The 24,590-nt window shown below is 35.3% G+C and carries 22 protein-coding genes; 13 read left to right on the top strand and 9 right to left on the bottom strand.

Annotated elements, in window-relative coordinates; translation table 11 throughout:
- Positions 1-42: 42 nt before the first annotated feature.
- Both QUF93_RS05465 and QUF93_RS05470 read right to left on the bottom strand, forming a co-directional pair.
- On the bottom strand, positions 43-1,662 hold the full coding sequence (locus QUF93_RS05465) for an L-lactate permease (protein WP_289358081.1): 1,620 nt from the start codon (positions 1,660-1,662) through the stop codon (positions 43-45).
- Between the two features lie 203 nt (positions 1,663-1,865).
- The gene (locus tag QUF93_RS05470) at positions 1,866-2,384 is read right to left on the bottom strand and encodes a TlpA disulfide reductase family protein (RefSeq protein WP_289358082.1); all 519 of its coding nucleotides are present in this window, start codon (positions 2,382-2,384) and stop codon (positions 1,866-1,868) included.
- A 409-nt stretch (positions 2,385-2,793) separates the two neighbouring features.
- Between QUF93_RS05470 and QUF93_RS05475 the strand changes: the two genes are divergently transcribed.
- On the top strand, positions 2,794-3,081 hold the full coding sequence (locus QUF93_RS05475; protein WP_001075217.1) for an ArsR/SmtB family transcription factor: 288 nt from the start codon (positions 2,794-2,796) through the stop codon (positions 3,079-3,081).
- A 193-nt stretch (positions 3,082-3,274) separates the two neighbouring features.
- Positions 3,275-3,454, top strand: a complete 180-nt coding sequence (locus QUF93_RS05480; RefSeq protein ID WP_289358083.1) for an acid-soluble spore protein H — start codon at positions 3,275-3,277, stop codon at positions 3,452-3,454.
- Positions 3,455-3,496: 42 nt separating this feature from the next.
- On the opposite strand, the gene QUF93_RS05485 is transcribed toward QUF93_RS05480, so the two are convergent.
- The gene (locus QUF93_RS05485; RefSeq protein WP_289358084.1) at positions 3,497-4,846 is read right to left on the bottom strand and encodes a peptide MFS transporter; all 1,350 of its coding nucleotides are present in this window, start codon (positions 4,844-4,846) and stop codon (positions 3,497-3,499) included.
- A 377-nt stretch (positions 4,847-5,223) separates the two neighbouring features.
- Positions 5,224-6,189, bottom strand: a complete 966-nt coding sequence (locus QUF93_RS05490; RefSeq protein WP_289358085.1) for an ABC transporter substrate-binding protein — start codon at positions 6,187-6,189, stop codon at positions 5,224-5,226.
- A gap of 172 nt (positions 6,190-6,361) precedes the next feature.
- Here QUF93_RS05490 and QUF93_RS05495 point away from each other — a divergent pair, with 172 nt between their 5' ends.
- From QUF93_RS05495 to QUF93_RS05505, 3 genes are read left to right on the top strand one after another with little or no spacing between them, the layout of a single operon-like run.
- Positions 6,362-7,366 (top strand): FecCD family ABC transporter permease, encoded by a 1,005-nt coding sequence (locus QUF93_RS05495; RefSeq protein WP_289358086.1) that lies wholly within the window; start codon positions 6,362-6,364, stop codon positions 7,364-7,366.
- On the top strand, positions 7,363-8,421 hold the full coding sequence (locus QUF93_RS05500; RefSeq protein WP_289358087.1) for a FecCD family ABC transporter permease: 1,059 nt from the start codon (positions 7,363-7,365) through the stop codon (positions 8,419-8,421). The genes QUF93_RS05495 and QUF93_RS05500 overlap by 4 nt, the downstream gene beginning before the upstream one ends.
- Positions 8,422-8,433: 12 nt before the next feature.
- The gene (locus QUF93_RS05505; RefSeq protein WP_289358088.1) at positions 8,434-9,255 is read left to right on the top strand and encodes a petrobactin ABC transporter ATP-binding protein FpuD; all 822 of its coding nucleotides are present in this window, start codon (positions 8,434-8,436) and stop codon (positions 9,253-9,255) included.
- 31 nt (positions 9,256-9,286) lie between these two features.
- On the opposite strand, the gene QUF93_RS05510 is transcribed toward QUF93_RS05505, so the two are convergent.
- The gene (locus QUF93_RS05510; RefSeq protein ID WP_289358089.1) at positions 9,287-10,018 is read right to left on the bottom strand and encodes a class I SAM-dependent methyltransferase; all 732 of its coding nucleotides are present in this window, start codon (positions 10,016-10,018) and stop codon (positions 9,287-9,289) included.
- Positions 10,019-10,232: 214 nt separating this feature from the next.
- On the opposite strand from QUF93_RS05510, the gene QUF93_RS05515 reads away from it, so the two are divergent.
- Genes QUF93_RS05515 through QUF93_RS05525 form a run of 3 tightly spaced genes read left to right on the top strand, consistent with a single transcriptional unit; the run spans position 10,233 to position 12,916 of the window.
- Positions 10,233-11,423 (top strand): glycine C-acetyltransferase, encoded by a 1,191-nt coding sequence (locus QUF93_RS05515; RefSeq protein WP_002116108.1) that lies wholly within the window; start codon positions 10,233-10,235, stop codon positions 11,421-11,423.
- A 44-nt stretch (positions 11,424-11,467) separates the two neighbouring features.
- Positions 11,468-12,433, top strand: coding sequence for an L-threonine 3-dehydrogenase (locus tag QUF93_RS05520; protein ID WP_289358090.1), 966 nt, complete (start codon positions 11,468-11,470; stop codon positions 12,431-12,433).
- A 60-nt stretch (positions 12,434-12,493) separates the two neighbouring features.
- Positions 12,494-12,916: an NUDIX hydrolase gene (locus QUF93_RS05525; protein WP_289358091.1), complete on the top strand. Its 423-nt coding sequence runs from the start codon at positions 12,494-12,496 to the stop codon at positions 12,914-12,916.
- Positions 12,917-12,953: 37 nt separating this feature from the next.
- Here the strand turns inward: QUF93_RS05525 and QUF93_RS05530 are convergent, their stop codons facing one another.
- The 3 genes from QUF93_RS05530 to QUF93_RS05540 form a co-directional block, all read right to left on the bottom strand.
- Entirely contained in the window at positions 12,954-14,837 is a 1,884-nt protein-coding gene (locus QUF93_RS05530; RefSeq protein WP_289358092.1) for a vWA domain-containing protein, read from the bottom strand.
- A 3-nt stretch (positions 14,838-14,840) separates the two neighbouring features.
- A complete protein-coding gene (locus QUF93_RS05535; protein ID WP_088057511.1) occupies positions 14,841-15,734 on the bottom strand; it encodes an ATP-binding protein in 894 nt (297 codons plus the stop codon).
- Between the two features lie 127 nt (positions 15,735-15,861).
- Positions 15,862-17,391 carry a cardiolipin synthase gene (locus QUF93_RS05540; RefSeq protein ID WP_242214516.1) on the bottom strand — a complete coding sequence of 510 codons (1,530 nt, stop codon included), beginning with the start codon at positions 17,389-17,391 and terminating at the stop codon, positions 15,862-15,864.
- Positions 17,392-17,573: 182 nt separating this feature from the next.
- On the opposite strand from QUF93_RS05540, the gene QUF93_RS05545 reads away from it, so the two are divergent.
- The 3 genes from QUF93_RS05545 to QUF93_RS05555 all read left to right on the top strand — a co-directional run bounded on the left by QUF93_RS05545 (position 17,574) and on the right by QUF93_RS05555 (position 20,428).
- Complete coding sequence (locus QUF93_RS05545) at positions 17,574-17,804, top strand: hypothetical protein (protein WP_289358093.1); 231 nt, start codon at positions 17,574-17,576, stop codon at positions 17,802-17,804.
- Between the two features lie 39 nt (positions 17,805-17,843).
- Positions 17,844-18,188 (top strand): hypothetical protein, encoded by a 345-nt coding sequence (locus QUF93_RS05550; protein WP_088057513.1) that lies wholly within the window; start codon positions 17,844-17,846, stop codon positions 18,186-18,188.
- Between the two features lie 536 nt (positions 18,189-18,724).
- Complete coding sequence (locus QUF93_RS05555; protein ID WP_289358094.1) at positions 18,725-20,428, top strand: putative bifunctional diguanylate cyclase/phosphodiesterase; 1,704 nt, start codon at positions 18,725-18,727, stop codon at positions 20,426-20,428.
- Between the two features lie 35 nt (positions 20,429-20,463).
- Here QUF93_RS05555 and QUF93_RS05560 read toward each other — a convergent pair whose 3' ends face one another.
- On the bottom strand, positions 20,464-21,858 hold the full coding sequence (locus tag QUF93_RS05560; RefSeq protein ID WP_128282800.1) for an amino acid permease: 1,395 nt from the start codon (positions 21,856-21,858) through the stop codon (positions 20,464-20,466).
- A 449-nt stretch (positions 21,859-22,307) separates the two neighbouring features.
- Here QUF93_RS05560 and treR point away from each other — a divergent pair, with 449 nt between their 5' ends.
- Both treR and treP read left to right on the top strand, forming a co-directional pair.
- The gene (treR, locus tag QUF93_RS05565) at positions 22,308-23,018 is read left to right on the top strand and encodes a trehalose operon repressor (RefSeq protein WP_289375227.1); all 711 of its coding nucleotides are present in this window, start codon (positions 22,308-22,310) and stop codon (positions 23,016-23,018) included.
- A 141-nt stretch (positions 23,019-23,159) separates the two neighbouring features.
- Positions 23,160-24,587 carry a PTS system trehalose-specific EIIBC component gene (gene treP / locus QUF93_RS05570; protein WP_289358095.1) on the top strand — a complete coding sequence of 476 codons (1,428 nt, stop codon included), beginning with the start codon at positions 23,160-23,162 and terminating at the stop codon, positions 24,585-24,587.
- Positions 24,588-24,590 lie beyond the last annotated feature (3 nt).

Here is a 24,590-nt window from a genome sequence, read left to right on the forward strand (position 1 = left end):
GTAATGAAAAAAGCACCGATCCATTTGGATCGGTGCTTTTTTTTAGAAGATATTAAATACAGCGTTTAATTGAAGTAAGCTAATAACAGCTAAGAAGATTAAACTGTATTTCATTGCTGTTTTAAATAAGGCAGATTCTTGACCAACTAGTCCAACTGCTGCACAGGCAACTGCTACAGATTGTGGTGAAACCATTTTTGCCATTGTACCACCTACTACATTTAATGCAACGAGTGTAGAAGGAACGATGTTTAATTGGTCCGCAGTTACTGCTTGAAGCGGTGCGAATAATGAACCACTTGATACTACTGATCCTGTAATGAATACGCCAATCCATCCTAAGATTGGAGAAAGAACTGGGAATGCATTACCAGTAGAAGAGAATGCAAGTCCAAGTGTAGATGACATACCAGAGTAGTTCTCTACGTAAGCTAAAGCGATAACGCTACAAATTGTATATACTGGAGCTTTTAATTCTTTCATTGTTTCAACCAGTAATTCTTTAACCATTTTACCTTTTACGCGGTAAACGATAAGTGAAACGATAATTGCTAGTACGATCGCAGTAGTTGTAGAAGAGAATACATCGAATTTGAAAATCGCTGCGAAAGGTGTATCAGCCTTTGTAATTGGTGCAGTTTTCATAACCGCATTATGAAGACCAGGGAATTGAATGTTAAATACTAAGTTTGCCAACGGACCATCCGGAGCAAATAAAGCTTTAATCGGTTTTAAATTAAAGACTGTTACGAATGCAGTTAAGAATACGAATGGTGACCAAGCATATAAAATTTGATTGAATGTATGAGATTCTTTTTCTTCTTGTTTTTCTTCTTTAGCAGAAGATTTTGGTTGCCAAACACGTAAGAATAATGCAAGAGAGACCATACTTACAACGGCTGCGAAAATATTAGTAAGTTCTGCACCTAAGAAGTAAGTTACAAGGAACTGAGTAATGGCGAAAGAAACACCACTTACAAGAATACCTTGCCAAGTTTCTTTAATACCTTTAATTCCATCGACCATTGAAACGAGTAAGAAAGGTAAAATAATGCTAATGAAAGGTAAAATAAGAACAGTTTGACGACCTATAGTTAATGCATCTAATTGAGTTAATTGTGCAGGTACTGTAACTGGGATACCCATAGCACCCATAGCACCACCAGCGATATTTGCTACTAAACAAATACCTGCTGCTTTTAATGGATTAAAGCCCATACCTACAAGTAATGCAGCTGTAATAGCAACTGGTACACCTAGGCCAGCCGCACCTTCTAAGAAAGCACCGAAAGAATAAGCGATTAATAATACTTGTAAACGTTGATCATTTGTAATACTAGAAATACTATCACGAATTATATTGAATTGCTCTGTTTTAACAGTTAATTTGTAAAGGAAAATCGCTGCAATAACGATAGTACAAATTGGATAAAATCCAGATAAAACACCGAATCCGGCAGATGCTACAGCTACTGTTGCTGGCATTTTATAAACAAATATAGCAAGAATAATAGCGACAATCACACTGTAAAGACCAGCGATATAACTTTTCATTTTGAGTCCCATTAAACAAATGATGAAGCAGAAAATTGGAAGTGCTGCGATTAGTGCAGATAACCAAATATTGTTTAATGGGTCATAAATTTGTGTCCAAGTACTCATAATAATGACAACTCCTATCTATTATATGTGAAGAAATTCACATTATTTGTGAAACTATTCACAATCAACTTACATGCTTAGTATATTCTCCTTCAACACTATTGTCAACGTAAAAAAGTATAATTATTCCATAATAGTGTTAAAAGTAACGCTTTGTTCATAAAGTGGACAAAAAGCGTAATCAAATTGATTTGAATACGCTTTTATAAATTATTTACATATTCTTTCATTTTTTCATATGTCATTGGTCCTACATGCTTATATTGAATGATACCGTTTGTATCGATGACAAAAGATGTTGGAATGCTGATGATTTGATATGCGGCACTTGCCTGTCCTTTTTGATCTAATAGGACGGGGAATGTATATTTGTTTTCTTCAAGAAATTGTTTTACATCGTTCGGGTCTTTTTCAGTAGCTGTTGCATTTACAGCGACCATTTCAATCCCCATATTTTTAGTATCATGATAAAACTTTTCCATATCAGGCATTTCTATTTTGCATGGACCACACCAACTTGCCCAAAAATTCAATATTACTTTTTTTCCTTTATAGTCTGTAAGGCGAACTTCTTGACCAGTAGTTGTTTCCAGAAGGAAATCAAGGGCAACATTGCCAACTTCAGTTCCAATTGGGATGTTTGATTTTGAAGCTATATCTTCTTTTTTGTCTAATAGGAAGTGATCGATAATAGTCCAGCCAACCGCAATGCTAATTAACATAATAATAAACCATTTTTTAATATTACATCATCCTCCTTACTTAAATTTCCTTTTTATCGTAACAAAATGGTTAAATATGGTCAAATTACTTTACGATAAGTTATCAATTATAGACGATATTTTACAATATCATTACTGTACATTTCAGTAAGGTGAAAATATAACAAAAAGGCTGATAAATCAACATTTGTAAGCAAAGTATTACTATCCCTTTGTTTTGCTTTTTCTTTATATCATATAGTATAATATTCAAAATCAGCAGGGATTTTTTCCTGAACTGTGTGCTGATAAAAGGAGGAAAAATTTTTCAGCATTATAGGTTGATAAAGTTATGTCGTAACAGGAAATATAAGAACAGATATATAAATAAATAATAAAGAAAATAAAAAACGAAAATGAGGGGAACTTTATGAACCAAAATCAATTTGACTGTCGTATTTCAGAAGAAGACGTACAGATGTTAAGAGCATTAGCTCATCCGCTACGTCTACGTTTAGTAATGGAACTAATGCAGCGTGGAACATGTAATGTAACACAATTACAAGAGGTATTAGAAATTCCACAATCAACTGTTTCACAGCATTTAACGAAATTAAAACAAAATAAAGTAGTACGCTTTGAGAGACGCGGGTTAGAAGTGTACTATCAAATTCATAACGATAAAGTAAGTGAAGTAGTAAAAACATTATTTTCTTAATTTTTGAATATTATGGAAAGAAGACGTGTGAAATATACGTCTTTTTTTATTTGGAAAGGATGTAATAATAGGAAAATATTAGCGCGTGAGAAAGAAACAAACTATCGGTTGAAGTGCTAAATTGACGGAATATATTCTGAAGGGATATGAAAAGATAGAAAGGAGTGTTGTAAGCCAAAGGAGGAATAACATAATGGATGTAAAACGTGTGAAACAGATATTATCTTCTTCAAGTAAAATTGATGTTACATATGAGGGAGTCCCCGTATGGATTGAGAGCTGTGATGAGCAGAAGGGGAGTGCTCAAGTGTATGACGTATCCAACCCAGGAGAGAGCGTTCACGTGGACGTGACGGCTTTAGAAGAGAGGTAATAGAAAAGACGCTTCTAATTGTAGAAGCGTCTTTTCTATTTGCTATTCCATCATATGTGCAATTTTCTTAGAGAACATAAGAAGTACTAATCCTAGCACGATTACGATAACACCGATGCTTGCGAATACTTCTAAATATCCTAAAGATTGAGTGAAAGCAGCTAATTGTCCTGCTAATAAGTTTGCAAATCCAGTACCAGCTAACCATACACCCATTAATAAAGAAGCTAATTTAAGAGGAGCGATTGCACTTACCATAGATAATCCGATTGGTGATAAGAATAATTCACCAATTGTATGGAACATGTAAGTGAAGATAATGAAGAATAAGTTTGCTTTCATTGCAATATTACCTTCATCGCTACCAGTTTTTAAAACAGCTAAAGTTAGAACTAAATATCCAACCCCTAGTAAAATCATACCTAATGCCATTTTTGTTGGGATTTTTAAATCACCATTTTTTGTTTTTGAAAGTTTAATCCATAATGCAGAAACAGGTAATGCCAATAAGATAATGAACAATGGGTTTATAGATTGGAACCAAGGTGTTGGAATTGTAAATCCACCAATTGTACGATCTACGAATTTATCTGTATAAAGTGTTAAAGAACTACCAGCTTGTTCAAATCCTGCCCAGAAGAATACAACGAAACAAGTTAAAATTAAAATTGCAGCTGTACGTTTTTTCTCTTGTGCTGTTAAAGGTTTTTTCTCAATTACTTTTGCATTGTTTTCTTTAGATTTCTTTCCGACAACAGTTGTTCCGATTGAACCTAAGTAACGAGGTGCTAATGTATTAAATGCAATCTGACCAATGATCATACCGATACAAGCTGTTAAGAATCCGTATTTATAATCTGCGAAATAACCGCAAATGAATGGAGCGATAAAAGCTCCTAAGTTAATTCCCATGTAGAAGATAGTGAAGGCACTATCACGACGAGAATCGTTTTCGCTATATAATTGACCTAATAAAGTCGAAATATTTGGCTTGAAGAATCCGTTACCAATAACTAATAATCCTAAGCCTAAGAATAGTCCAGTTTTAGTGTTCATTGAAAATAGTACAAAGTTACCAAGTGCCATAATGATACCGCCGATGGTAATGGCGTGTCGTTTCGTAATGAAATGGTCAGTTAGCCAACCACCAATAATCGGTGTGAAATATACTAACATTGTGAAAATACCGTAAATCTGTACAGCAACTGCTTTATCAAATCCTAAACCGCCGCTTACTAAGCTCGTTGTTAAATAAAGAACTAATAAGCCACGCATTCCGTAATAACTAAATCTTTCCCATGCCTCTGTAAAGAACAACAAATATAATCCTGGTGGATGTTTTTTTGGTGATTGTTGCTCTCCAGCTTTTTCTAATTTTAAAGCTGCATCCATGTTTGTTTCCCCCTAATCCTGTATAACGGATATTTATGTAATTATTTTAATTCACAAAATATTTAGAAGTCAATAGAATTATATGGAAATAGAAAGAAAATTTCTGAAATAATTCATTTTTTCTTCAACCGTTATTGTATTTTTCCCTGAAAACGAGATAATAAGCGTTTTCAAATGTAGTAATTGAATTCTAAAAGAAAGTAAAATAGTGATTAATCAGAAAATTTAGATTAAAATATCTATTCCGATATAGAGAAAATACACTGTATTTACTTTTATAATATAACATATTGGGAATAAAAATACAAAATGAAATAATGTGACACTTCAGTGAAATGAAAAAACCAGCTCCATAAAAGGGGGAGCTGGTTTTTTTATTATTTAATAAAGCGTTTTTCAATGTCGTCTAGTAGTAAGTTAGCAGCCATTACACCGCCTGCTGTATTCCAAATAACGTCGTCAACTTTGTATGCTTTACCATTCTTCACTGCATTTAAATTTTTGAATAGGGGATCGTTTATATACTCTTTTTCTAGTTCAGATCCTTTTTTCTCATTTCCTTTATCGAATGTGAAGTAGAATAATACATCGCCATCCATTGCAGAAATACGCTCTTTAGATACATTGCGTTCTGCGAAATCATCTTTGTTTTGATCTCCAGGACGTTTAAATCCAAGTTCTTTTAAAATAACGCCAGAGAATGTATCACCGTGATAAATACGAACATCACCAGGCATAAAACGTACCATAGAAATTTCTTGATTTACTTTATCGCCAAGTTTGCCTTTTAAATCTTTCATACGTGATTCGTAATCAGCTAAAACTTTTTGACCTTCTTTTTCTTTATTTAATGCTTTCGCATAAAATTTGAAGTTATCTTTCCATTCACCACGTAATGTTTCAGAGAAAACAGTAGGTGCGATTGCTTTTAGTTGCTCGTACACTTTTTCGTGACGCATTTTGTTACCGATAATTAAGTCTGGTTTTAAAGAAGCGATAGTTTCAACGTTAACTTGTCCTTCATCACCAACAACTTTTACATCTTTCATTTTATCCTTAATATGCGGATACCATGGGTCACCTGTCCAAGACTTTACAGCACCGACCGGTTTCACACCTAATTCAAGTAAAGCTTCAGTTCCTTCATTAGTTAAAATAACTACACGTTTTGGATTGGCAGGAACTTCTGTTTTACCCATTGCGTGCTCAACTGTAATCGTTTCTTTTTTATTATCTTTTGTTGTTTCTTCTTTGTTATCTGGCTTTCCACAAGCACTTAAAAGGAGTGAAAATGCTAGTAATAATACAAATACTGTAAACGATTTCTTTTTCATGGAATTCATTATGTACCCCCTACATGTTGAGAATATTTTTCAATAGCAAGCATGATATTAAGCCTTTATCTGTTGATTGTCAATATATATTACTGAAAATAGTTCTCATTATCGTTGACAATGAGAATTAAGTTGAAATACACTTACAACGTATCATTATACATTGAAGGGGAAACGCTGCATGTTATTAAAAACAAATCAAGCAAAATGGATTGGATTATTTGTTGGAATCATTGCAGTCGTTATTTGTATTTGGGGAAGTATTATTTTCGGATATACAAATACGAGTTGGAAATTAGCGCTAGATGCTTTTTTCCATTTTAATGGTTCAAATGAACATATTATTATTCAAAATGTGCGTCTACCAAGGGCGTTAATTGCGGCTAGTGTTGGTGCTAGTTTAGCTATTGCGGGTTGTTTAATGCAAACTTTAACAAAGAACCCGCTTGCTGCTCCAGATTTTATAGGATTAAATTCAGGTGCTGCTTTTTTTATAGTTGTAGCAATTGTGATTTTTTCCGTTACATCATTATCAGCTTTCACTTGGATTGCCTTTTTAGGAACGGCAGTTGCAGCAGTACTAGTATTCGCTTCTAGTTCTTTAGGAAAAGAAGGGACAACCCCGCTCAAGTTGACATTAGCGGGTGTAGCGATAAGCGCTTTGTTTTCATCATTAACACAAGGGTTACTTGTATTAAATGAAAAAGCGCTTGAAGAAGTGTTATTTTGGCTTGCTGGATCTGTACAAGGGAGAAAGCTAGAAATATTACAATCCGTATTCCCATACTTATTAGTAGGTTGGATTGCATCCCTTATGATGGCAGGGAAAGTAAATACATTAATGATGGGAGAAGATGTCGCAAAGGGGCTCGGACAACGAACTATTTTAATGAAATCATTAGTATTACTTATTATTGTACTGTTGTCAGGTGGCTCAGTTGCTGTTGCTGGCCCAATTGGATTTATTGGCATCGTTACTCCTCATTTTGCAAGAGCTCTTGTTGGGGTAGATCACAGGTGGATAGTACCGTATAGCGGGTTGTTAGGTGCAATACTACTAATCTTGGCTGATATAGCAGCAAGATATGTCATTATGCCACAAGAAGTACCAGTAGGGGTTATGACAGCATTTATCGGGGCCCCATTCTTTATTTATATTGCACGTAAGAGAGGGCTTGGCAAATGAAGAAGTATATTCCGTTTCGTATAGGAAAAGAGGGGCTCTCGTTTTTAATGTATAAACGAGCTGTTCTAGTCTTATTAAGTTTACTAGCTATTTTAATAGGGTTATTTTTTGCCAGTGCGGGTATGGGTGATATGAAAATTGCTCCTTATGATGTATGGCAAGCGATTACCGGAAATGGCGATGCAATGTCAAATATGGTTGTAAATAAGTTTCGTATGCCGCGTATTTTAATTGCAATCCTTGTAGGAATCGCACTTGCTGTAGCGGGTTGTATTTTACAAGGGCTCGTTCGTAATCCGCTTGCTTCTCCTGATATCATTGGAATCACAGGTGGTGCAAGCGTAGCAGTAGTACTCTTTTTAGCGATATTTAGTGATAAAAACAATGCGCTAACAGTAAGCATTCATTATATGCCGCTCGCAGCTTTTGCTGGTGCGACAATTGTTGCGTTTTTTGTATATTTATTTGCATGGAGAAATGACGGGTTATCACCAATTAGTCTTGTTTTAATTGGTGTTGGATTTTGGGCATTAACGAAAGCGGCAACGACTTTATTTATGTTGTTAGCCCCAATTTATCAAGCGAGTCAAGCGAATGTATGGATTACAGGTACTGTTTATGGTTCTTCATGGCAAAATGTTATGGTACTTGCGCCTTGGGTTCTCATTTTAACGATCATATCATTTATCGCTGCTAGACATTTAAATGCACAAGAGCTAGGGGATGATATAGCAGTAGGACTCGGTGTTCCTTTAACGAAGTCACGCGTATTCATGTTACTACTTAGTACAGCTTTAATTGGTGGAGCAGTCGCTTTCGCAGGAGGAATTGGATTTGTCGGTTTAATGGCACCTCATATTGCACGAAGATTAGTTGGCTCTTTCTACGGTGCATTGCTCCCAGTTGCGGCGATTATCGGTGCAATTCTAGTACTTGCTGCAGATTTAATTGGGCGTACAATTTTCACACCACTTGAAATTCCAGCAGGGGTATTTACATCAGCGATTGGTGCACCTTATTTTATTTATTTACTTTATAAAAGTCGGAATTCATAAAGGGAGATGAATATGCAAAAAGCATTGGAGACGAAACGTTTGACGCTGTCTTATGGTGAAACAATTATTATTGATGAGTTGGATTTAGAAATTCCAAAAGGGGAAATTACAATCTTCATCGGTTCTAACGGTTGTGGAAAATCAACTTTATTACGCTCACTAGCTAGATTGTTAAAGCCAACAACTGGGGACATTTTGTTAGATAATCAAGCAATTCAAAGTATGCAAACGAAGCAAATTGCTCGTCAAATGGCGATATTGCCACAAGGGCCTCAAGCACCAGAAGGTCTTACAGTATTGCAACTTGTAAAGCAAGGGCGTTATCCATATCAAACATGGCTGAAGCAATGGTCAGAAAAAGATGAGGAAATGGTCCAGAAGGCACTTGCGGCAACGGGTATGACAGAATTTGCTGAGCGTGATGTTCATGCTCTTTCAGGTGGACAACGTCAACGTGCTTGGATTGCAATGACGCTTGCACAAGATACAGATATTATTTTACTGGATGAGCCGACTACATATTTAGATATGACGCACCAAATTGAAGTATTAGATTTATTATTCGAATTAAATGAAACAGAGCAAAGAACGATTGTTATGGTATTGCACGATTTGAATTTGGCATGCCGCTATGCAGATAATATTGTAGCAATTCAAGATAAACAAATATATGCACAAGGTAAGCCTGAAGAAGTGGTAGACGAAAAGCTAGTACGTGATGTATTCCGAATGGAGTGTCAAATCAGTACAGATCCGTTATTTGGAACACCACTTTGTATCCCGCACGGAAGAGGAAGACGATTAGTTAAAGAAGTTGCTCAGGCGATGAGATAACGAAAAAAACGATGATTGATTCATCGTTTTTTTATTTGGTACAAGAAAATAAGAGGAAGAGAGGAATCCGTAAGCGACGGTTGTATTCTTCCTCGATTTGGAAGTTTCCTTTACTTGGTGTAGCTTCTTTTAAGTTTGTAATTGTAAATCCGGCTTGTTGTAACAATGTGAAATACTCTTCCGTTGTACGATGATATTTAATAACCTCTTGGTCAATCCATGGTTCAACTCGTTTGCCTGTTTTAAAATAATCATCGACGAGCCAGCTAGTTCTTTTACCACTCGTTTGTAAGCTTTCAAATGAAGAGGTAATAAGGGGATGTTGAACACTAAAGGTAAAAACTCCGTTTGGCTTTAAAGTTTGGTATACATTTTGAAAAATAGTATCAAGACGTTCAATATAATGTAAAGCGAGTCTAGATGTTACTAAATCAAAAGTAGAAGGAGGGTATGTGTAGTCTTTGAGGTTTAAAAAATGAACAGTGCCATTTTCATTTTCTAGTTGTTTTACTGCTTTTTCATACATAAGATGGAAGCCTTCAATGCCAGTGTAAGAGTGGCAGCCATTTTCTAATAATTCCACACCAAACTTAGCGTCACCACAACCTAAATCGAGAATTTGCTTTCCTTGCACATTACCAATGAGCTGAAAGAATGTTGGTTTCTCAATCGATTCATTCGGGCTATTTTCGCGATATCTTCGTTTCATATATTGTTCAAAAAATCCTTCGTTATTATATACATCAGATTCTGTAAATGCCATGTTTGAAGCCCCCCCTAAATATTCTTTTAATTCTATCAAATATGAAAAGTAAAAGATAGATTTCTTGTAAGGAATCATTTATAATTTAAAATTGTAAGCGGTTACTTTAAACTATTTTTCTATAATAAATTCTGAAAACGTGTTAAGCTAGTAGAGGGATTATTAGAACTATTAAGACAATAATTCGCTTACATGAACGATGGGAGGCTTCACGATGTCTAGTAAAACACTTGCAAACTTTTTAGAAGAAAATTTAGAGGATTTAAAATCAAAGGGGCTTTATAACGTAATTGATCCGCTTGAAAGTCCAAATGGACCGATTATTACAATTGGCGGAAAAGAATATATTAACTTATCTTCAAACAACTATCTTGGATTAGCGACTGATAATCGCTTACAAGAAGCAGCAATTGGGGCAATTCATAAGTACGGCGTTGGAGCAGGAGCCGTTCGTACAATTAACGGTACTTTAGATTTGCATATTAAATTAGAAGAAACAATTGCAAAGTTTAAACATACAGAAGCAGCAATTGCTTATCAATCAGGGTTTAACTGTAATATGGCAGCGATTTCAGCTGTTATGGATAAAAATGATGCGATTCTTTCAGATGAATTAAATCATGCATCTATTATCGATGGTAGTCGTCTATCAAGAGCGAAAATCATCGTTTATAAACATTCTGATATGGAAGATTTACGCCAAAAAGCAATCGCGGCGAAAGAATCAGGTCTTTACAATAAATTAATGGTTATTACAGACGGTGTTTTCTCAATGGATGGAGATATTGCAAAATTACCAGAGATTGTTGAAATTGCAGAAGAGCTGGATTTAATGACATATGTAGATGATGCACACGGTTCAGGTGTACTTGGCAAAGGTGCAGGTACTGTGAAACATTTCGGCCTTTCTGATAAAGTTGATTTCCAAATTGGTACATTATCAAAAGCAATTGGGGTAATTGGTGGATATGTAGCTGGGAAACAAAACTTAATCGATTGGTTAAAAGTGCGTTCACGTCCATTCTTATTCTCTACAGCGTTAACACCAGCTGATGCAGCTGCTTGTATGAGATCAATTGAAATTTTAATGGAAAGCACAGAGTTACACGATCGTTTATGGGAAAATGGTCGCTATTTAAAACAAGGGTTAAAAGAACTTGGCTTTAACATTGGAGAAAGTGAAACACCAATTACACCTTGCATTATTGGTGATGAAGTATTAACACAAGAATTTAGTAAACGTCTAAATGAAGAAGGCGTATACGCAAAATCTATCGTATTCCCAACCGTAGCAAAAGGAATGGGACGCGTTCGAAATATGCCTACAGCAGCTCATACGAAAGAAATGTTAGATGAAGCAATTCGTAAGTATGAAAAAGTAGGGAAAGAAATGGGTATCATTTAATTAACGACATCTTGTGAATAGCTTGCAAATGAGGAGTGGGAAAAATGAAAAAAATTCTAGTAACCGGTTCTTTAGGGCAAATTGGTTCTGAACTAGTAATGAAACTTCGTGATGTATACGGTGCATCAAACGTTATTGCAACAGATATTCGTGAAACAGATAGTGAAGTAGTAAAGTCTGGTCCATTTGAAACGTTAGATGTAACGGATGGACAAAAATTACATGATATTGCAAAGCGTAATGAAGTAGATACAATTATTCATTTAGCGGCTTTACTTTCAGCAACTGCAGAAAAAAATCCGTTATTTGCTTGGAATTTAAATATGGGCGGACTTGTAAATGCATTAGAAGCAGCACGTGAATTAAACTGTAAGTTTTTCACGCCAAGTTCTATCGGTGCATTTGGTCCATCAACGCCAAAAGATAATACACCACAAGATACAATCCAGCGTCCTACTACGATGTATGGGGTAAACAAAGTAGCAGGGGAATTACTATGTGATTATTATCATCAAAAGTTTGGCGTTGATACGCGCGGTGTACGTTTCCCAGGCTTAATTTCTTACGTAGCTCCTCCAGGAGGCGGAACAACTGACTATGCAGTTGAAATTTATTATGAGGCGATTAAAAAAGGCACATACACCTCATATATTGCAGAAGGAACATACATGGATATGATGTATATGCCGGATGCTTTACAAGCGATCATTTCATTAATGGAAGCTGATCCAACTAAATTAGTGCATAGAAATGCGTTCAACATTACAGCAATGAGCTTCGAGCCAGAGCAAATCACAGCGTCAATTCGTAAACACATCCCGACGTTTACAATGGATTACGCAGTAGACTCAGCTCGTCAAACAATCGCTGATAGCTGGCCAAACTCTATTGATGCAACAGCAGCAATGAAAGAATGGGGCTTTAAAGCAGAATATGATTTAGACAAAATGACAACTGACATGTTGGCTAAGTTAAAAAAAAAGCTCGCATCTGAGTTAGTAATGAATTAATAGGAAGAGCCGATTCTTAGGAATTGGCTCTTAATTATTTTAGGAAGGAAGAAAAGCAACATGCAAAGAGTTGATGTTGTATATGCACTAATACATGATGAAGAAAAAGATAAAATATTAATGGTACATAATGTAGAACAAAACGTTTGGTCATTGCCAGGCGGGGCTGTTGAAAAAGGTGAAACATTAACGGAAGCACTAGTAAGAGAAGTGAAAGAAGAGACAGGTTTAACTGCTATGGCAGGTGGACTTGTTGCATTAAATGAGAAGTTTTTTGAGGGAAAGGGCCATCATGCATTACTTTTTACATTCCGAGCAAATGTTATAACAGGTGAACTTGGTGCAGAAGATGAAGGAGAAATTTCCGCAATCGAGTGGGTAGATAGAAAAATCGCGAATGAGCGATTCCCATACTACGATGGAGGGTTCGAATTATTGTTAGAAGTAGCCATTCCATACAAGTTTCAACCAGAAACAAAGTGAGTGAACGAAAAGCAGGAGCCAAAAGGCTCCTGTTTTTCTATTCAATCGTCTTCAGTAATAGTTTTTTCAACAATGGTTTAATCTTCAGGCGTAAATCTTCAGCATGATTTGCAACTAAGAAGTGATGGTTATAAATGTTTTTCATTAATTGATACGTCGCTTCTTTCGCTTCGCCTTCTTCGATGAAGATACCGATTACTTCCATACCACTTTTACGAGCAAGTTTGACAGCTTCATGCGTATCTAAAATACCGTCTTGTTGATAGTCCAGCGCAGAAGGCTCACCGTCTGTAAAGACAAGTAAGAATTTATGCTTTTCTGGTCTTTTCGCAAGCTTTTCAGAAACGATACGAATAATATATCCGTCGCGGTTATCTTCTTCTTCGCGAAGCTGCATAATTTCAGGACCCACGTTTGGTAACGTTGAGTTTTTGTATGTCACAACTTCATGGATAACATTCGGCTTATCTTCAGGTTTAGCACTAGAAGCATCTTCCCAAAATCCGCTAATAGCGTGCGGGATTTTTAAAGATTTCAATGCTTCATGGAATAGGACCACACTCTTTTTCGTTTCTTCCATTTTGTTATACATAGAACCAGAGCAGTCCACTAACAATTGGAATGCAACATCGAGCTCTTGTGATTCTTGCCCTTTTTTATAAAACATGCGTGGCTGCTTTTCAGTATAAATACGAAGGAATTTCTTACGAAGTCTTCCGTAGTATTTATCACTGTTTGCATTCGTTTTATTTTCAATTGTTTTTTCGATAATTTTCTTTAATTCTTTTACATCTTTATTAACGACTGATTTGATAGCTTGGTAATCTTTTTTCTCATCAGGATTTGATTTGCGAGCTTCTTTAAATGTATGAGAAGCTCCCACATTATACTTACCGTATGCACCCTCGTTTTGACTAGAAGCGTGTGAAGCTCTTGCTTCTTCTGTATCAGCACCATCAAAGTTGGATTGTGTACTTTTTTGAGAAGTACCTTGTACAGAACCAAGTGCTTGATCGCCATCTTCTGACTCACGAGCTGTATCACCCATCATGTTTGTTTTTGTTCCACTTTCTAGTTCAAAGCGTAAAAAGTTCTCGTTCTCGTTATTTTTATTTTCACGATGCCATGTCGAGAAGCTTTCATCCATTTTGTTTTTATTATCATCGTCATCTATGAGTTGCGTATCATCATTCGCTAATTCTTCGACGCGGCAGTTTTTTTCATCTGCAATAACAGATAAATAAAGCGGGGCATGTCCGAAATAATTATTAAGCATATCACTTTCAAGAAGTCCTTCTAAGCGATAGCGAATTTTCTCAACGATATACATAGTATCTTCCGTATTACGAGCTTGGAATGTTTCATGCAAAATTGATTCAATTTGCTCGAAATATTCATTATTAAACATTTCATATTTATCACTTGTTAATGAAAGGTAGCATAGACAAAATAGACGGTCACCGTGATAGTTACGAACACGATTTATTTCATTTTGTGAGCCGAAATAATTGCGATACATTTCTTTTCGGCGTTTGAAAATATGCTTTGTGCCAGGTCGTAAATTTTTGACGATTTCCTCAACACGTAAATCTTCTAATAGAACAAATAATTGTGTTAAAAACTTTTTTAGAGGCGATTCTTGTAATTCAATCGCATAAGAACGAATTAAAGTCATGTCCGAGTAATGTTTATTACCAAGTGCTTTTAAAAACACTTCGCTTTTTAATCCGATTACTGTATCCTCTTCTTTTCGATCATCCCAAAAGTGACTAATGACAACCTTTTTTTCAATTTCGTCGTAGTATGCTTTATAGCCATACTCAAGATAGGCATCGTCTTCTTTTAGAAGAGCATACATTAAGTTTTCCATTTGTAGAAACAGCGACGCATCAATTTTTTTGTCACTAAAAATTTGTCTCATGAATTATCCCTCAAAGAAATAACTTTCTGCTAATTCACGGACAGTCATTTGTTCTGTTTCATCGTTTAATTTTGCGATAATACTGCGTTCAATTGCACGCATAATAGGAATATACACACCTAAATCACATGCGTCGATAATTCCACGAATACTCGCTGCTTCTTCACTTACGCGTCCATCACGAGCTAAAGGCATAAGATCGCTTGCGAACGCAACGAACTTTTCAATTGTTGCAACATCATTTAATTTTGATTCAGATAGTAATAGTTCTTTTAATGTATCACCTTGAATGTAAGGAACTTCAATAATAACGAAACGGTTTTTTAGCGCCTCGTTTAGTTCACTTGTCCCAACGTAACCTTCGTTAATTGCAGCAATTACTCGATATTCATCATCACCGTATACAACTTCTTGTGTAAATGGATTTGTAATCATTTTACGATAATCTAACGCACCGTGAAGTAGTGGTAACGTTTCAGGTTTTGCCATATTGATTTCATCAATATATAGGAAATGACCGTTTTTCATTGCTTTCATAAGAGGACCGTTAACGAATGTAACTTCAGATGCACCATCTTTTGTTTGTAATGTGTTGTATCCTAAAATACCTTCTACATCTAAGTCGACAGAACAGTTAATGCTATGCATTGGTTTTTGGAATAAAGAAGAAAGAGTTTCAGCAAGTACTGTTTTACCACTACCAGTCGGTCCTTTTAATAGAATGTTTTTACCAAGAAGAAGAGCTGTAATGGCATCTTCGATGATGCTGTTATCAGATGCTTTATATATTTTCTTTCCAATTAAATGTGCATTTTCGCCAGCTTCTTGTTTGTTTTTTTCGTGAATTGTAGAAAGCTGATGCTTTAAATCAGCATGTATATGAAATTGTTCTAACATGTATTTCCCACCTAACATTATTTTCATAAAGTAATACATCTTATGATAACTTGTTTTAATATGGTATGCAAAGAAAAGGAGAGAGGGGAAATGGAAAAGAAAAAGCAATCAATATTATATTGATTGCTTATAGTAAAGGAGAAATGAGTCGCATGAAAGACTCTAATATTCGTTTTTTGATACTTCTTTTTTGGAACGAGTTCCATTTAATTTCAGTGGAATGCTTAAAGTCTTCTTCAAAATCATGTTTAATATCATGAACGGTTTCTGATTCATAAAGTACACTAATAATTTCATAATTCAATTCAAAACTGCGTACATCCATATTCGCTGTTCCAATGGTTGCAATTTTATCGTCAACGAGTACAATTTTCGCATGCATAAAACCATCTTTATAACTGTAGATGGAAGCACCAGCTTTTAAAAGTGGAGTGAAATAGGATTGAGATGCTTGATCGCTAATGATGCTATCACTTTTACCTGGATATAAAATGCGTACATCTATGCCGGAAATTGCACTTAAGCGTAATAATGTTAAAGTTTCTTGATCTGGAATAAAGTATGGTGTAGCGATCCAAATAGACTTTTTTGCAGAGCCCATAACAGCTAGTAAAGTATTACGAATACTTTTATCATCTGAGCTTGGCCCACTTGCGACAATTTGAACAGCACCTTCTGCATTCGAAATTTCTTTACCAGGGAAGTATTGTCTATTCATAAATTGTTTCCAAGAGTAAGTATTCAATCCACTAGAGGCATAGAGCCAGTCCTCTAGAAAGATTGCTTGTAATTTATATAATGCTTTTCCTTCTATTTTTAAATGACTATCACGCCAAACAGGGAATTTTTTCGAACGACCAAGATATTCATCACCGACGTTGAGTCCCCCAGTAAAACCGATTTCTCCGTCTACAATAACGATTTTTCGATGGTTACGATAATTGACCGTTTCAAGTAACCAAGCTGAAAAAATAGGGTCAAATTCTACAATTTCAATTCCAGCTTCTTTCATAGGTTGTAAAAAGCGTCTTCTTAAAGTATTACTTCCCAGTCCATCATAAAGGAAGCGTACAATAACACCATCTTTTGCCTTTTGTATTAAAGCATCTCGTACTTTTGTACCAATCTCATCAGATTTATAAATGTAGTATTGAATATGTATATGATGTTTTGCATGCTCGATAGCTTGCAAGATTTCTGAAAATGTTTGATCACCGTTTGTTAAAAGTTTTGTAGTTGTTCTATCTGCGGCAGGCCCGCCTCCAAATTTTTGTACGACTTCTGTTAAATGTATAGAACGTTCTTGTAATGGAACTGTAAGTGATAATTCTAATCGTCTTCTTTCTAAAATTTCACGAAATAATTTTCTTTGCTCTTCTGAACGATGGAGATGCTTTTTTCTTCTCCAACGGCTACGTCCGAAAAGAGAGTATAAAAGTACACCGATAATAGGTAGAAGCGCTAATACTAAAAACCAAGCTAATGTGCTTTGGGGAGACCTATTTTCGATAAAAATAACGAATGAAATCCCTACGATTGTGATAGACCATAGAACACCGACAAATGTATATAACGAAATAGCCGATATATTTAAAAGTAAAAGAACGATAGATACAATTGTAAATACTAATAATAATTGAACGATAGGCTTCTTCATTTTTATATAATTCCTCTAATCTTTCTTGAATATAGACTTTTTAAATAGGAAATGTAATGTGACACCTTTATTATAAAGTGTTTTGTGTTTTTTACAAAATGTAGGTATTTCCCTATACTCTCCGCATTTGTCCTACATACAGTATAATGTGACGTTTTTATATAAAAAAGGAGTTGAGTAAAATGTATGGTCGTCCAATTGGAGGATTTGGTCACGGCGGTGGTTTTGGTCATGGAGGTTTCCAGGGTGGCTTTGGACATTCGCCGTTTTTGGGTGGAGGTTTCTTTCCAGGGTTTGTAGCAGGTACTTTACTCAGTCCAACATTTGGTTATGGCGGATATGGTTATCCTTATTATTCAGATTATCCATACTATGCGGATTATCAACAGAATCCTTATTATTCCACATATTAAAGAGAGGCATAACTATATGCTAAAAGGAGAGGAAGAAAAATGAACTATACTGGAAATTATGGAGGATATGATCGGAATCATCACGGAGGGCACAATCATCACGGAGGGCACAATCATCATGGTGGACATAATCATCACAGTGGATACAATCATCATGGCGGACATAATCATTATGATCACTACCACCATCATGGTGGCGGGTGGGGCGGAGGATTTTTCCCAGGGGGTTTTGCAGGGGGCGTAGTAGGAGGACTTACAGCTGGGGCATTAACAGGTGCAGCTAGTGGTGGGGGATATTATCCAGCACCATACCCGATAACTTATCCAGCGCCGTACCCGGTACCATACCCAGCTTATCAACAAACATCGTATCCGTATTATTAACCTAAAAAAGAGGATACCCTCTTTTTTAGGTTAATAATGTATTTATTTATAAAATACTTCCAAAATCAAGGTGAAAATATGTTAATATTTTGTTATTGTAATTCAATGTGTTAAATGCAAATTTTGATTTTATATTATTATTTGTGAATAGTCGCATTTTGTATTTTAATCCTATTTCATTATGTATCAGCAATCAGATTTACATCTTAACATTTCAAGAAATAAAAGAGATTAGGTGTGAGGCCACATTAGTAGGGAATAGAGGCTAATAGTGATGAAATTGTCACTTTAAAAATTAAAGGAATGTAAGAGAATACTGTATAATAAGCTTAGATAAGCAGAGAGATGAGAAGCTTCTACTATAATTAAAACAGCACCATATTGCTTTTTATTACAAATAATATTATGTTATTTTAATCGGTCTATTTAATAATCTGGTTTATGTAAAGGTCTATTATGAGAAAATGAAATATCTCTATTTCTATGAAGAGAAACGAGTTGTGTTTTAGTCAGATAGGAAGCAAGGAGAGATGAGCATGCTAGAACAAAGAGATCATGCATTATATGACTCTTCATTGCAAGATTTAAAATTAGCATTAGATGAGTCTTCAATTGTTGCTATTACAGACCGAAAAGGTCTTATTACATATGTGAATGATAAATTTTGTAAAATCTCAAAATATAAAAGAGAAGAGTTAATAGGAAAAGATCACCGTATTTTAAATTCTGGATACCATCCGAAAGCATTTTTTCAAGTCCTATGGAAGCGTATTTTGAGTGGAAAAGTCTGGACGGGGGAAATTCAAAATCAAGCAAAAGATGGTACGTATTATTGGGTTAAAACAACAATTGTTCCATTTTTAAATGAAAAGGGAGAACCCTATCAATTTATTGCAATTCGAAATGATATAAGTAGTAGGAAAGAAGCAGAACAAAGATTACGATTAAGCGAAAGTCGTTATAGGGAACTTGCTTATCACGATGCGTTAACAAGTTTACCAAACCGTTTACAGTTAATTACGACTGTAAATAAGATGATTGCAGAGAAAATAGAGTTTGGTATGATTTACTTTGATTTAGATCGTTTTAAATTAGTGAATGATACGTTAGGTCATATGATAGGAGATTTACTTTTAAGCGAAGTCGCTTCACGATTGCATTATGTACTAGGAGATAAAGATGTTCTAGCTAGGCTGGGTGGAGATGAATTTGTGCTATTAACAAAAAAACATACACAAGATGAGATGAGGCAGTTAGCGACATCTGTGTTGTCATGCTTTCAAGCGCCATTTATGCTTGAAGGTCATGAAATATATATTTCAGCCAGTCTAGGACTTTGTTCCTATCCGCAAGATGGAAAAGACGTTGAAACATTATTGAAAAATTCAGATTTAGCCATGTACAGTGCGAAAGAGCAAGGAAGAAATGCGGCTTGCTTCTTTACAGATGAATTACGTGCGAAAATAAATCGTAGAATGAAAATAGAGTTTGCTTTGCAAAAAGCAATTCGTGACGAAGAATTAAAAGTGGCATTACAGCCCATTATTGATTTGAAAACAAAGAAATGTACTGGTATTGAGGCTTTAGCACGTTGTCAGACAGAAGAAGGTCCTATTTCACCAAGTGAATTTATACCTGTAGCTGAAGAGTGTGGACTTATTATAAAACTAGGAGATTGGGTACTAGAAAAGTCATGTCGACTGTTTAAAACTTTACCGGAGTATCAAGAGGGACTGAAGTTATCTGTTAATTTATCAATACAACAATTGATGCAAAAGCGATTTATTTTATCTGTTCGTAGTATATTGAAGCGAACAGGGTTTTCACCAAATCGTTTAATATTAGAAATAACAGAAAGTATAGCTGTACGTCATTTTGATTATATTATTGCTACATTACAAGAATTAAGAAGTATGGGAATTTTAATTGCTTTAGACGATTTCGGAACAGGGTATTCCTCATTATATTATTTAAAACAACTACCACTTGATATTGTAAAAATTGATCGTAATTTTATTCGTGAGTTTCATTATGATAACGCACAGCCAGAGCGAACGATTGTAAAATCGGTTATTGAAATTGCCCATAGTTTAAATTTATTAGTGGTTGCTGAAGGGGTAGAAACGGTAGAACAAGAAAGCTTATTACAATCAATGGGGTGCGATTTTGTACAAGGTTTTTATTATGCGAAACCGTTAGGTGTAGGTGAACTAAAAGAAAAGTTATTAACTGACTTTTAATAAAAAAAAGAGAAGCGGAAAGCTTCTCTTTTTTATTATTTTTTTTGTGAATCTTTCATTAAAATTGGATAAAGAATAAGGCCTAATACAAACAACCCAATTCCTAAGAAGAACGTTTTTAAATCAGCAGTTCCTGTTTTAATAACCCAAATGGAATATAAAAATGCTAGTGCAGTAATGATCCCATCTTTTATTCGAGATCCAGGCATTATATCATACGTTTCCCCCGTAATAACTAATTTTAACTGGTACAAGGTAGAAACAAGGTACGGGATTAAATATGCTAATGTCGCCACAACAATAGCGAAATTATATGCTTCTGAAACAGTACCAGAAATCGTTGAAAATAAGAAAATTTGTGTCATCACATTTGTAATAAATAATGATTTTGAAGGACTTCCTTTTTTATTTGTTTTTCCGAAAAACTTAGGGAAAAGCCCATTTTTTGCTGCTTGGTAAGGTACTTCTGAGCTAACAACGATCCATCCTACAGTAGAGCCGAATAAAGATACGAGTGCAAGTAAGGCCATTATATAAGCACCTTTAGTACCAATTGCTAAATTTAATGCATCTACTAATGGCTTTTGAGACTCTTTTAAAGCGTCTTGTGGAAGAGCACCCATTGTTAGTAGAGTAATTGCCATGTAAATAATAAGGGCGATAATTAATCCGAAAATCGTAGCTTTCTTAACATCGCGCTGAGATTTTGCGCGGTTAGAGAGCATAACTGCTGACTCAATACCGATAAACGCCCAAAGTGTTGCAATAGCAGCTGAATTTATTTGTCCACCCAACGCAATAGGTTGTCCAGCTTCATTCATAAATGTTTGACCATCCCCGAAATTAGAGGCATTGAAAATGAATAATGTGATTACAATAAACATTGTAAATCCGATGATTTTTGCGATCGTTGCAAGAAGGTTCATATTTCCTGCTCTATCAATATTTTGAGAAAGAATATATTGAATTCCCCATAGCATCATACTACATACTAGGAAGGTTAAAGCTTTTCCAAGTTCTAATGAAAATCCGTTTGTTGAAAAGAGAATTTGCTTACTTTGTAAAACTGGGAAGAATGTTGATAAATATCCGGCAAAGGAAATAATTACAGATGCTGTAGCAGCCCAGTTAGCAGCCCAATAACCCCAAGCCATACTATATCCTGCAACTTTACCTGCCTTTTGGGAAGTAAACATTGCTTGGGCGTAACTTTGTGGTCCTGCTTTTAATTCTGGTTTACGAATTGCTAAATTTCCGAATACGAGTGCAATCATAAATACACCAAGTCCTGTAATACTCCATGCAAGTGTAGATCCCATTGGACCTGATACGTGTGCTAAATTTGCTGGGAGCATAAATACGCCGCCACCAACCATATTCCCGATAACAAAAGCTGTTAAAACCCATAATCCCCATTTTTTCGTTTCCATTTTTGTTAACTCCTTTGTAGTAAGATTTGCTTAAACATCATTTTTTACTAGCTTTTTGGCAATAAAAAAAGAGCCATGTAGATAAAAAATACCTACATGGCTCTTCGCCTAACGTAGGTACAACGGGAATAACCCTTGTACCTACGCGTAATTTTTCCGCTAGGTTTCAAGGGTTACGTATGATGATGATGTTTTTGTGCAAATGTAACTACAATTGTTGTATAAGTAAGCATAGTTCTTTGCTCCCTTTCTCCTCTGATTTTGAAGTTAGTATACTACATGTTTTTTTGAATGAAAAGAAAAATATAAAAATTTTTATAAAAATACGTTTTAAAGATTAAATATTTACCTATATTTTTCTTGTACTGGAAAATAAGAGAGAGATTGGCAGAAGAGTGTAGCATGGTATAATACATATAGAATTAGAAGGTGACAAGGGGCTATTGTAAATGATGAGTAAGTATGAACAAATTTATATAGAAATCAGTAAGTCTATTGATAATAAGCAATTAAAAGAGGGATGCAAAATCCCATCAGAAACAGAATTAATGAAGCAGTATGAGGCAAGCCGAGGTACTGTAAGAAAAGCAGTAGATTTATTGCAAGAGCGTGGATATGTTCAAAAAATACACGGAAAAGGTGTTTTTGTATTAAAGCGCAAAAACATTGAATTTAACTTTGGTGGTATTGTAAGTTTTCAAGAAGAAAATGAACGTTTAGGACGTTACTGTATTACAGAAGTCGTGGAAATAGAGAAAATGAAAGCGACGAAAGATGTAGCAAAGTTATTAAACGTGAAAGAAAAAACGGAAATAGATCATATTAAACGTGTACGAAATATTGATGGAGAAAAAGTAATTTTAGATATAAACCATTTTGTATCGGAGTATATTCCAGGATTAACGAGAGAAATTGCAACTGCATCGATTTATAAATACATTGAGAAAGAATTAGGGCTACATATTAGCTATTCACAGCGGGTAATTGAAGTACAACCATGTACAGATGATGACCGAAAGTACTTAGATTTAAATGGAACAGACTATGTTGTCGTTGTAAAAAAATTTACTCATTTATACGATGGGAGTCAGTTCGAATATACGGAATCACGTCACCGTTTAGATATTTTTCACTTTTCGGATGTGGCGCGAAGAAAGTAAAGAGATGGAACAAAATATTGTTCTATCTCTTTTTTTTATAAAAAAATCACCAACTCGTATATACGAGTGTTGACTAACTTATATATACGAGTTAATATGTAAGTGTAAACGGTATCAAAAAAAGAAAAGAGGGACGGGAATATGGGGAAAGACTATCGCAAAACAGCAGAAGAATTGCTGCAATATATTGGTGGGAAAGACAATATCGATCAAGCGGCACATTGTGTAACGAGGCTTCGTATCGCTTTGAAGGATGAAAGTAAAATAGATAATGATAAATTACAGTCTGTTTCATTAGTGAAAGGAGCGTTTCATAACGCTGGGGTATTTCAAATTGTAATTGGTCCAGGTGATGTGGATCGAGTATACGCTGAATTGATAACGCTTGCAGGTATGAAGGAAGCAACAGTAGCAGATGTAAAGGACTCTGGAAATCAAAAATTAAATCCAGTTCAAAAGTTCGTAAAAGTATTTTCCGATGTATTTATGCCAATTTTACCGGCGATTGTAACAGCCGGTTTACTAATGGGGATTAATAATTTATTAGGGGCAAAGGACTTATTTTTTGATGGTAAAAATTTATTAGATGTTTATCCGAACTTAGGTGGACTTTGGGATTTAATTAATATGATGGCGAATACAGCATTTGTATTCTTACCAGCACTTGTTGGTTGGTCAGCGACGAAGCGTTTTGGCGGTAGTCCGATATTAGGAATCGTAATGGGATTAATGCTTGTGCATCCTGCCTTATTAAACGCTTGGGATTATGGAAAAGCAGCAACTGGTTTAGAGGGACAAAAGATTGAGTACTTCAATATTTTAGGATTGTTCCAAATTGAAAAGGTTGGATATCAAGGACAAATTTTACCAGTTTTAGTAGCGGCATTCGTATTAAGTAAAGTTGAAATTTTTTTAAAGAAACATGTACCGAATGCAATTCAATTATTAGTTGTACCAATTACAACGATTGTAGTAACAGGAGTGTTAGCTTTAGGAATTATCGGTCCAGTTACACGTCATATTGGAGACTTATTAACAGCTGGATTAGTAGGTGTATATGAAACAGTACCAGTAGTTGGAGCAGTATTGTTTGGAGCATTGTATGCACCACTTGTAATTACAGGTATGCATCATATGTTTATTGCTATCGATTTACAATTAATTGCACAGCACGGTGGTACATTCATTTGGCCAATGATTGCCCTTTCTAACATTGCGCAAGGTAGTGCGGCACTTGCGATGTTCTGGATCTCTAAAAATCAAAATGATAAAAGCATGGCATCAACATCAGCAATCTCAGCATATTTCGGTATTACAGAGCCAGCGATGTTTGGTGTGAACTTACGAAATAAATTCCCGTTCTATGCAGCGATTATAGGATCTGCTGTGGCAGCGATATTTATTACATTAAACGGTGTATTAGCACCGGCTATCGGAATTGGCGGATTGCCAGCATTTATTTCTATCATTCCGAAATCGATTCCAATGTTTATTGTAGGAATGGTAATCGCAGTTGTAATCCCATTTACGTTAACGTGGTTATTTGCAAAAAGAGTAAAACAGAAGTAGGAG

Source organism: Bacillus hominis (assembly GCF_030348325.1).
GTDB classification, from domain to species: Bacteria; Bacillota; Bacilli; order Bacillales; family Bacillaceae_G; genus Bacillus_A; species Bacillus_A hominis.

What these genes read in the sequence shown, in the direction of transcription:
- QUF93_RS05470 (WP_289358082.1), bottom strand. Translation starts at nt 2,384, where the DNA reads ATGTTAATTAGCATTGCGGTTGGCTGGACTATTATCGATCACTTCCTA.
- QUF93_RS05555 (WP_289358094.1), top strand. Translation starts at nt 18,725, where the DNA reads ATGCTAGAACAAAGAGATCATGCATTATATGACTCTTCATTGCAAGAT.
- QUF93_RS05560 (WP_128282800.1), bottom strand. Translation starts at nt 21,858, where the DNA reads ATGGAAACGAAAAAATGGGGATTATGGGTTTTAACAGCTTTTGTTATC.
- QUF93_RS05480 (WP_289358083.1), top strand. Translation starts at nt 3,275, where the DNA reads ATGGATGTAAAACGTGTGAAACAGATATTATCTTCTTCAAGTAAAATT.
- QUF93_RS05510 (WP_289358089.1), bottom strand. Translation starts at nt 10,018, where the DNA reads ATGGCATTTACAGAATCTGATGTATATAATAACGAAGGATTTTTTGAA.
- QUF93_RS05525 (WP_289358091.1), top strand. Translation starts at nt 12,494, where the DNA reads ATGCAAAGAGTTGATGTTGTATATGCACTAATACATGATGAAGAAAAA.
- QUF93_RS05505 (WP_289358088.1), top strand. Translation starts at nt 8,434, where the DNA reads ATGCAAAAAGCATTGGAGACGAAACGTTTGACGCTGTCTTATGGTGAA.
- QUF93_RS05530 (WP_289358092.1), bottom strand. Translation starts at nt 14,837, where the DNA reads ATGAGACAAATTTTTAGTGACAAAAAAATTGATGCGTCGCTGTTTCTA.
- treP (WP_289358095.1), top strand. Translation starts at nt 23,160, where the DNA reads ATGGGGAAAGACTATCGCAAAACAGCAGAAGAATTGCTGCAATATATT.
- QUF93_RS05495 (WP_289358086.1), top strand. Translation starts at nt 6,362, where the DNA reads ATGTTATTAAAAACAAATCAAGCAAAATGGATTGGATTATTTGTTGGA.
- QUF93_RS05485 (WP_289358084.1), bottom strand. Translation starts at nt 4,846, where the DNA reads ATGGATGCAGCTTTAAAATTAGAAAAAGCTGGAGAGCAACAATCACCA.
- QUF93_RS05545 (WP_289358093.1), top strand. Translation starts at nt 17,574, where the DNA reads ATGTATGGTCGTCCAATTGGAGGATTTGGTCACGGCGGTGGTTTTGGT.
- QUF93_RS05465 (WP_289358081.1), bottom strand. Translation starts at nt 1,662, where the DNA reads ATGAGTACTTGGACACAAATTTATGACCCATTAAACAATATTTGGTTA.
- treR (WP_289375227.1), top strand. Translation starts at nt 22,308, where the DNA reads ATGATGAGTAAGTATGAACAAATTTATATAGAAATCAGTAAGTCTATT.
- QUF93_RS05490 (WP_289358085.1), bottom strand. Translation starts at nt 6,189, where the DNA reads ATGAATTCCATGAAAAAGAAATCGTTTACAGTATTTGTATTATTACTA.
- QUF93_RS05475 (WP_001075217.1), top strand. Translation starts at nt 2,794, where the DNA reads ATGAACCAAAATCAATTTGACTGTCGTATTTCAGAAGAAGACGTACAG.
- QUF93_RS05535 (WP_088057511.1), bottom strand. Translation starts at nt 15,734, where the DNA reads ATGTTAGAACAATTTCATATACATGCTGATTTAAAGCATCAGCTTTCT.
- QUF93_RS05500 (WP_289358087.1), top strand. Translation starts at nt 7,363, where the DNA reads ATGAAGAAGTATATTCCGTTTCGTATAGGAAAAGAGGGGCTCTCGTTT.
- QUF93_RS05515 (WP_002116108.1), top strand. Translation starts at nt 10,233, where the DNA reads ATGTCTAGTAAAACACTTGCAAACTTTTTAGAAGAAAATTTAGAGGAT.
- QUF93_RS05540 (WP_242214516.1), bottom strand. Translation starts at nt 17,391, where the DNA reads ATGAAGAAGCCTATCGTTCAATTATTATTAGTATTTACAATTGTATCT.
- QUF93_RS05520 (WP_289358090.1), top strand. Translation starts at nt 11,468, where the DNA reads ATGAAAAAAATTCTAGTAACCGGTTCTTTAGGGCAAATTGGTTCTGAA.
- QUF93_RS05550 (WP_088057513.1), top strand. Translation starts at nt 17,844, where the DNA reads ATGAACTATACTGGAAATTATGGAGGATATGATCGGAATCATCACGGA.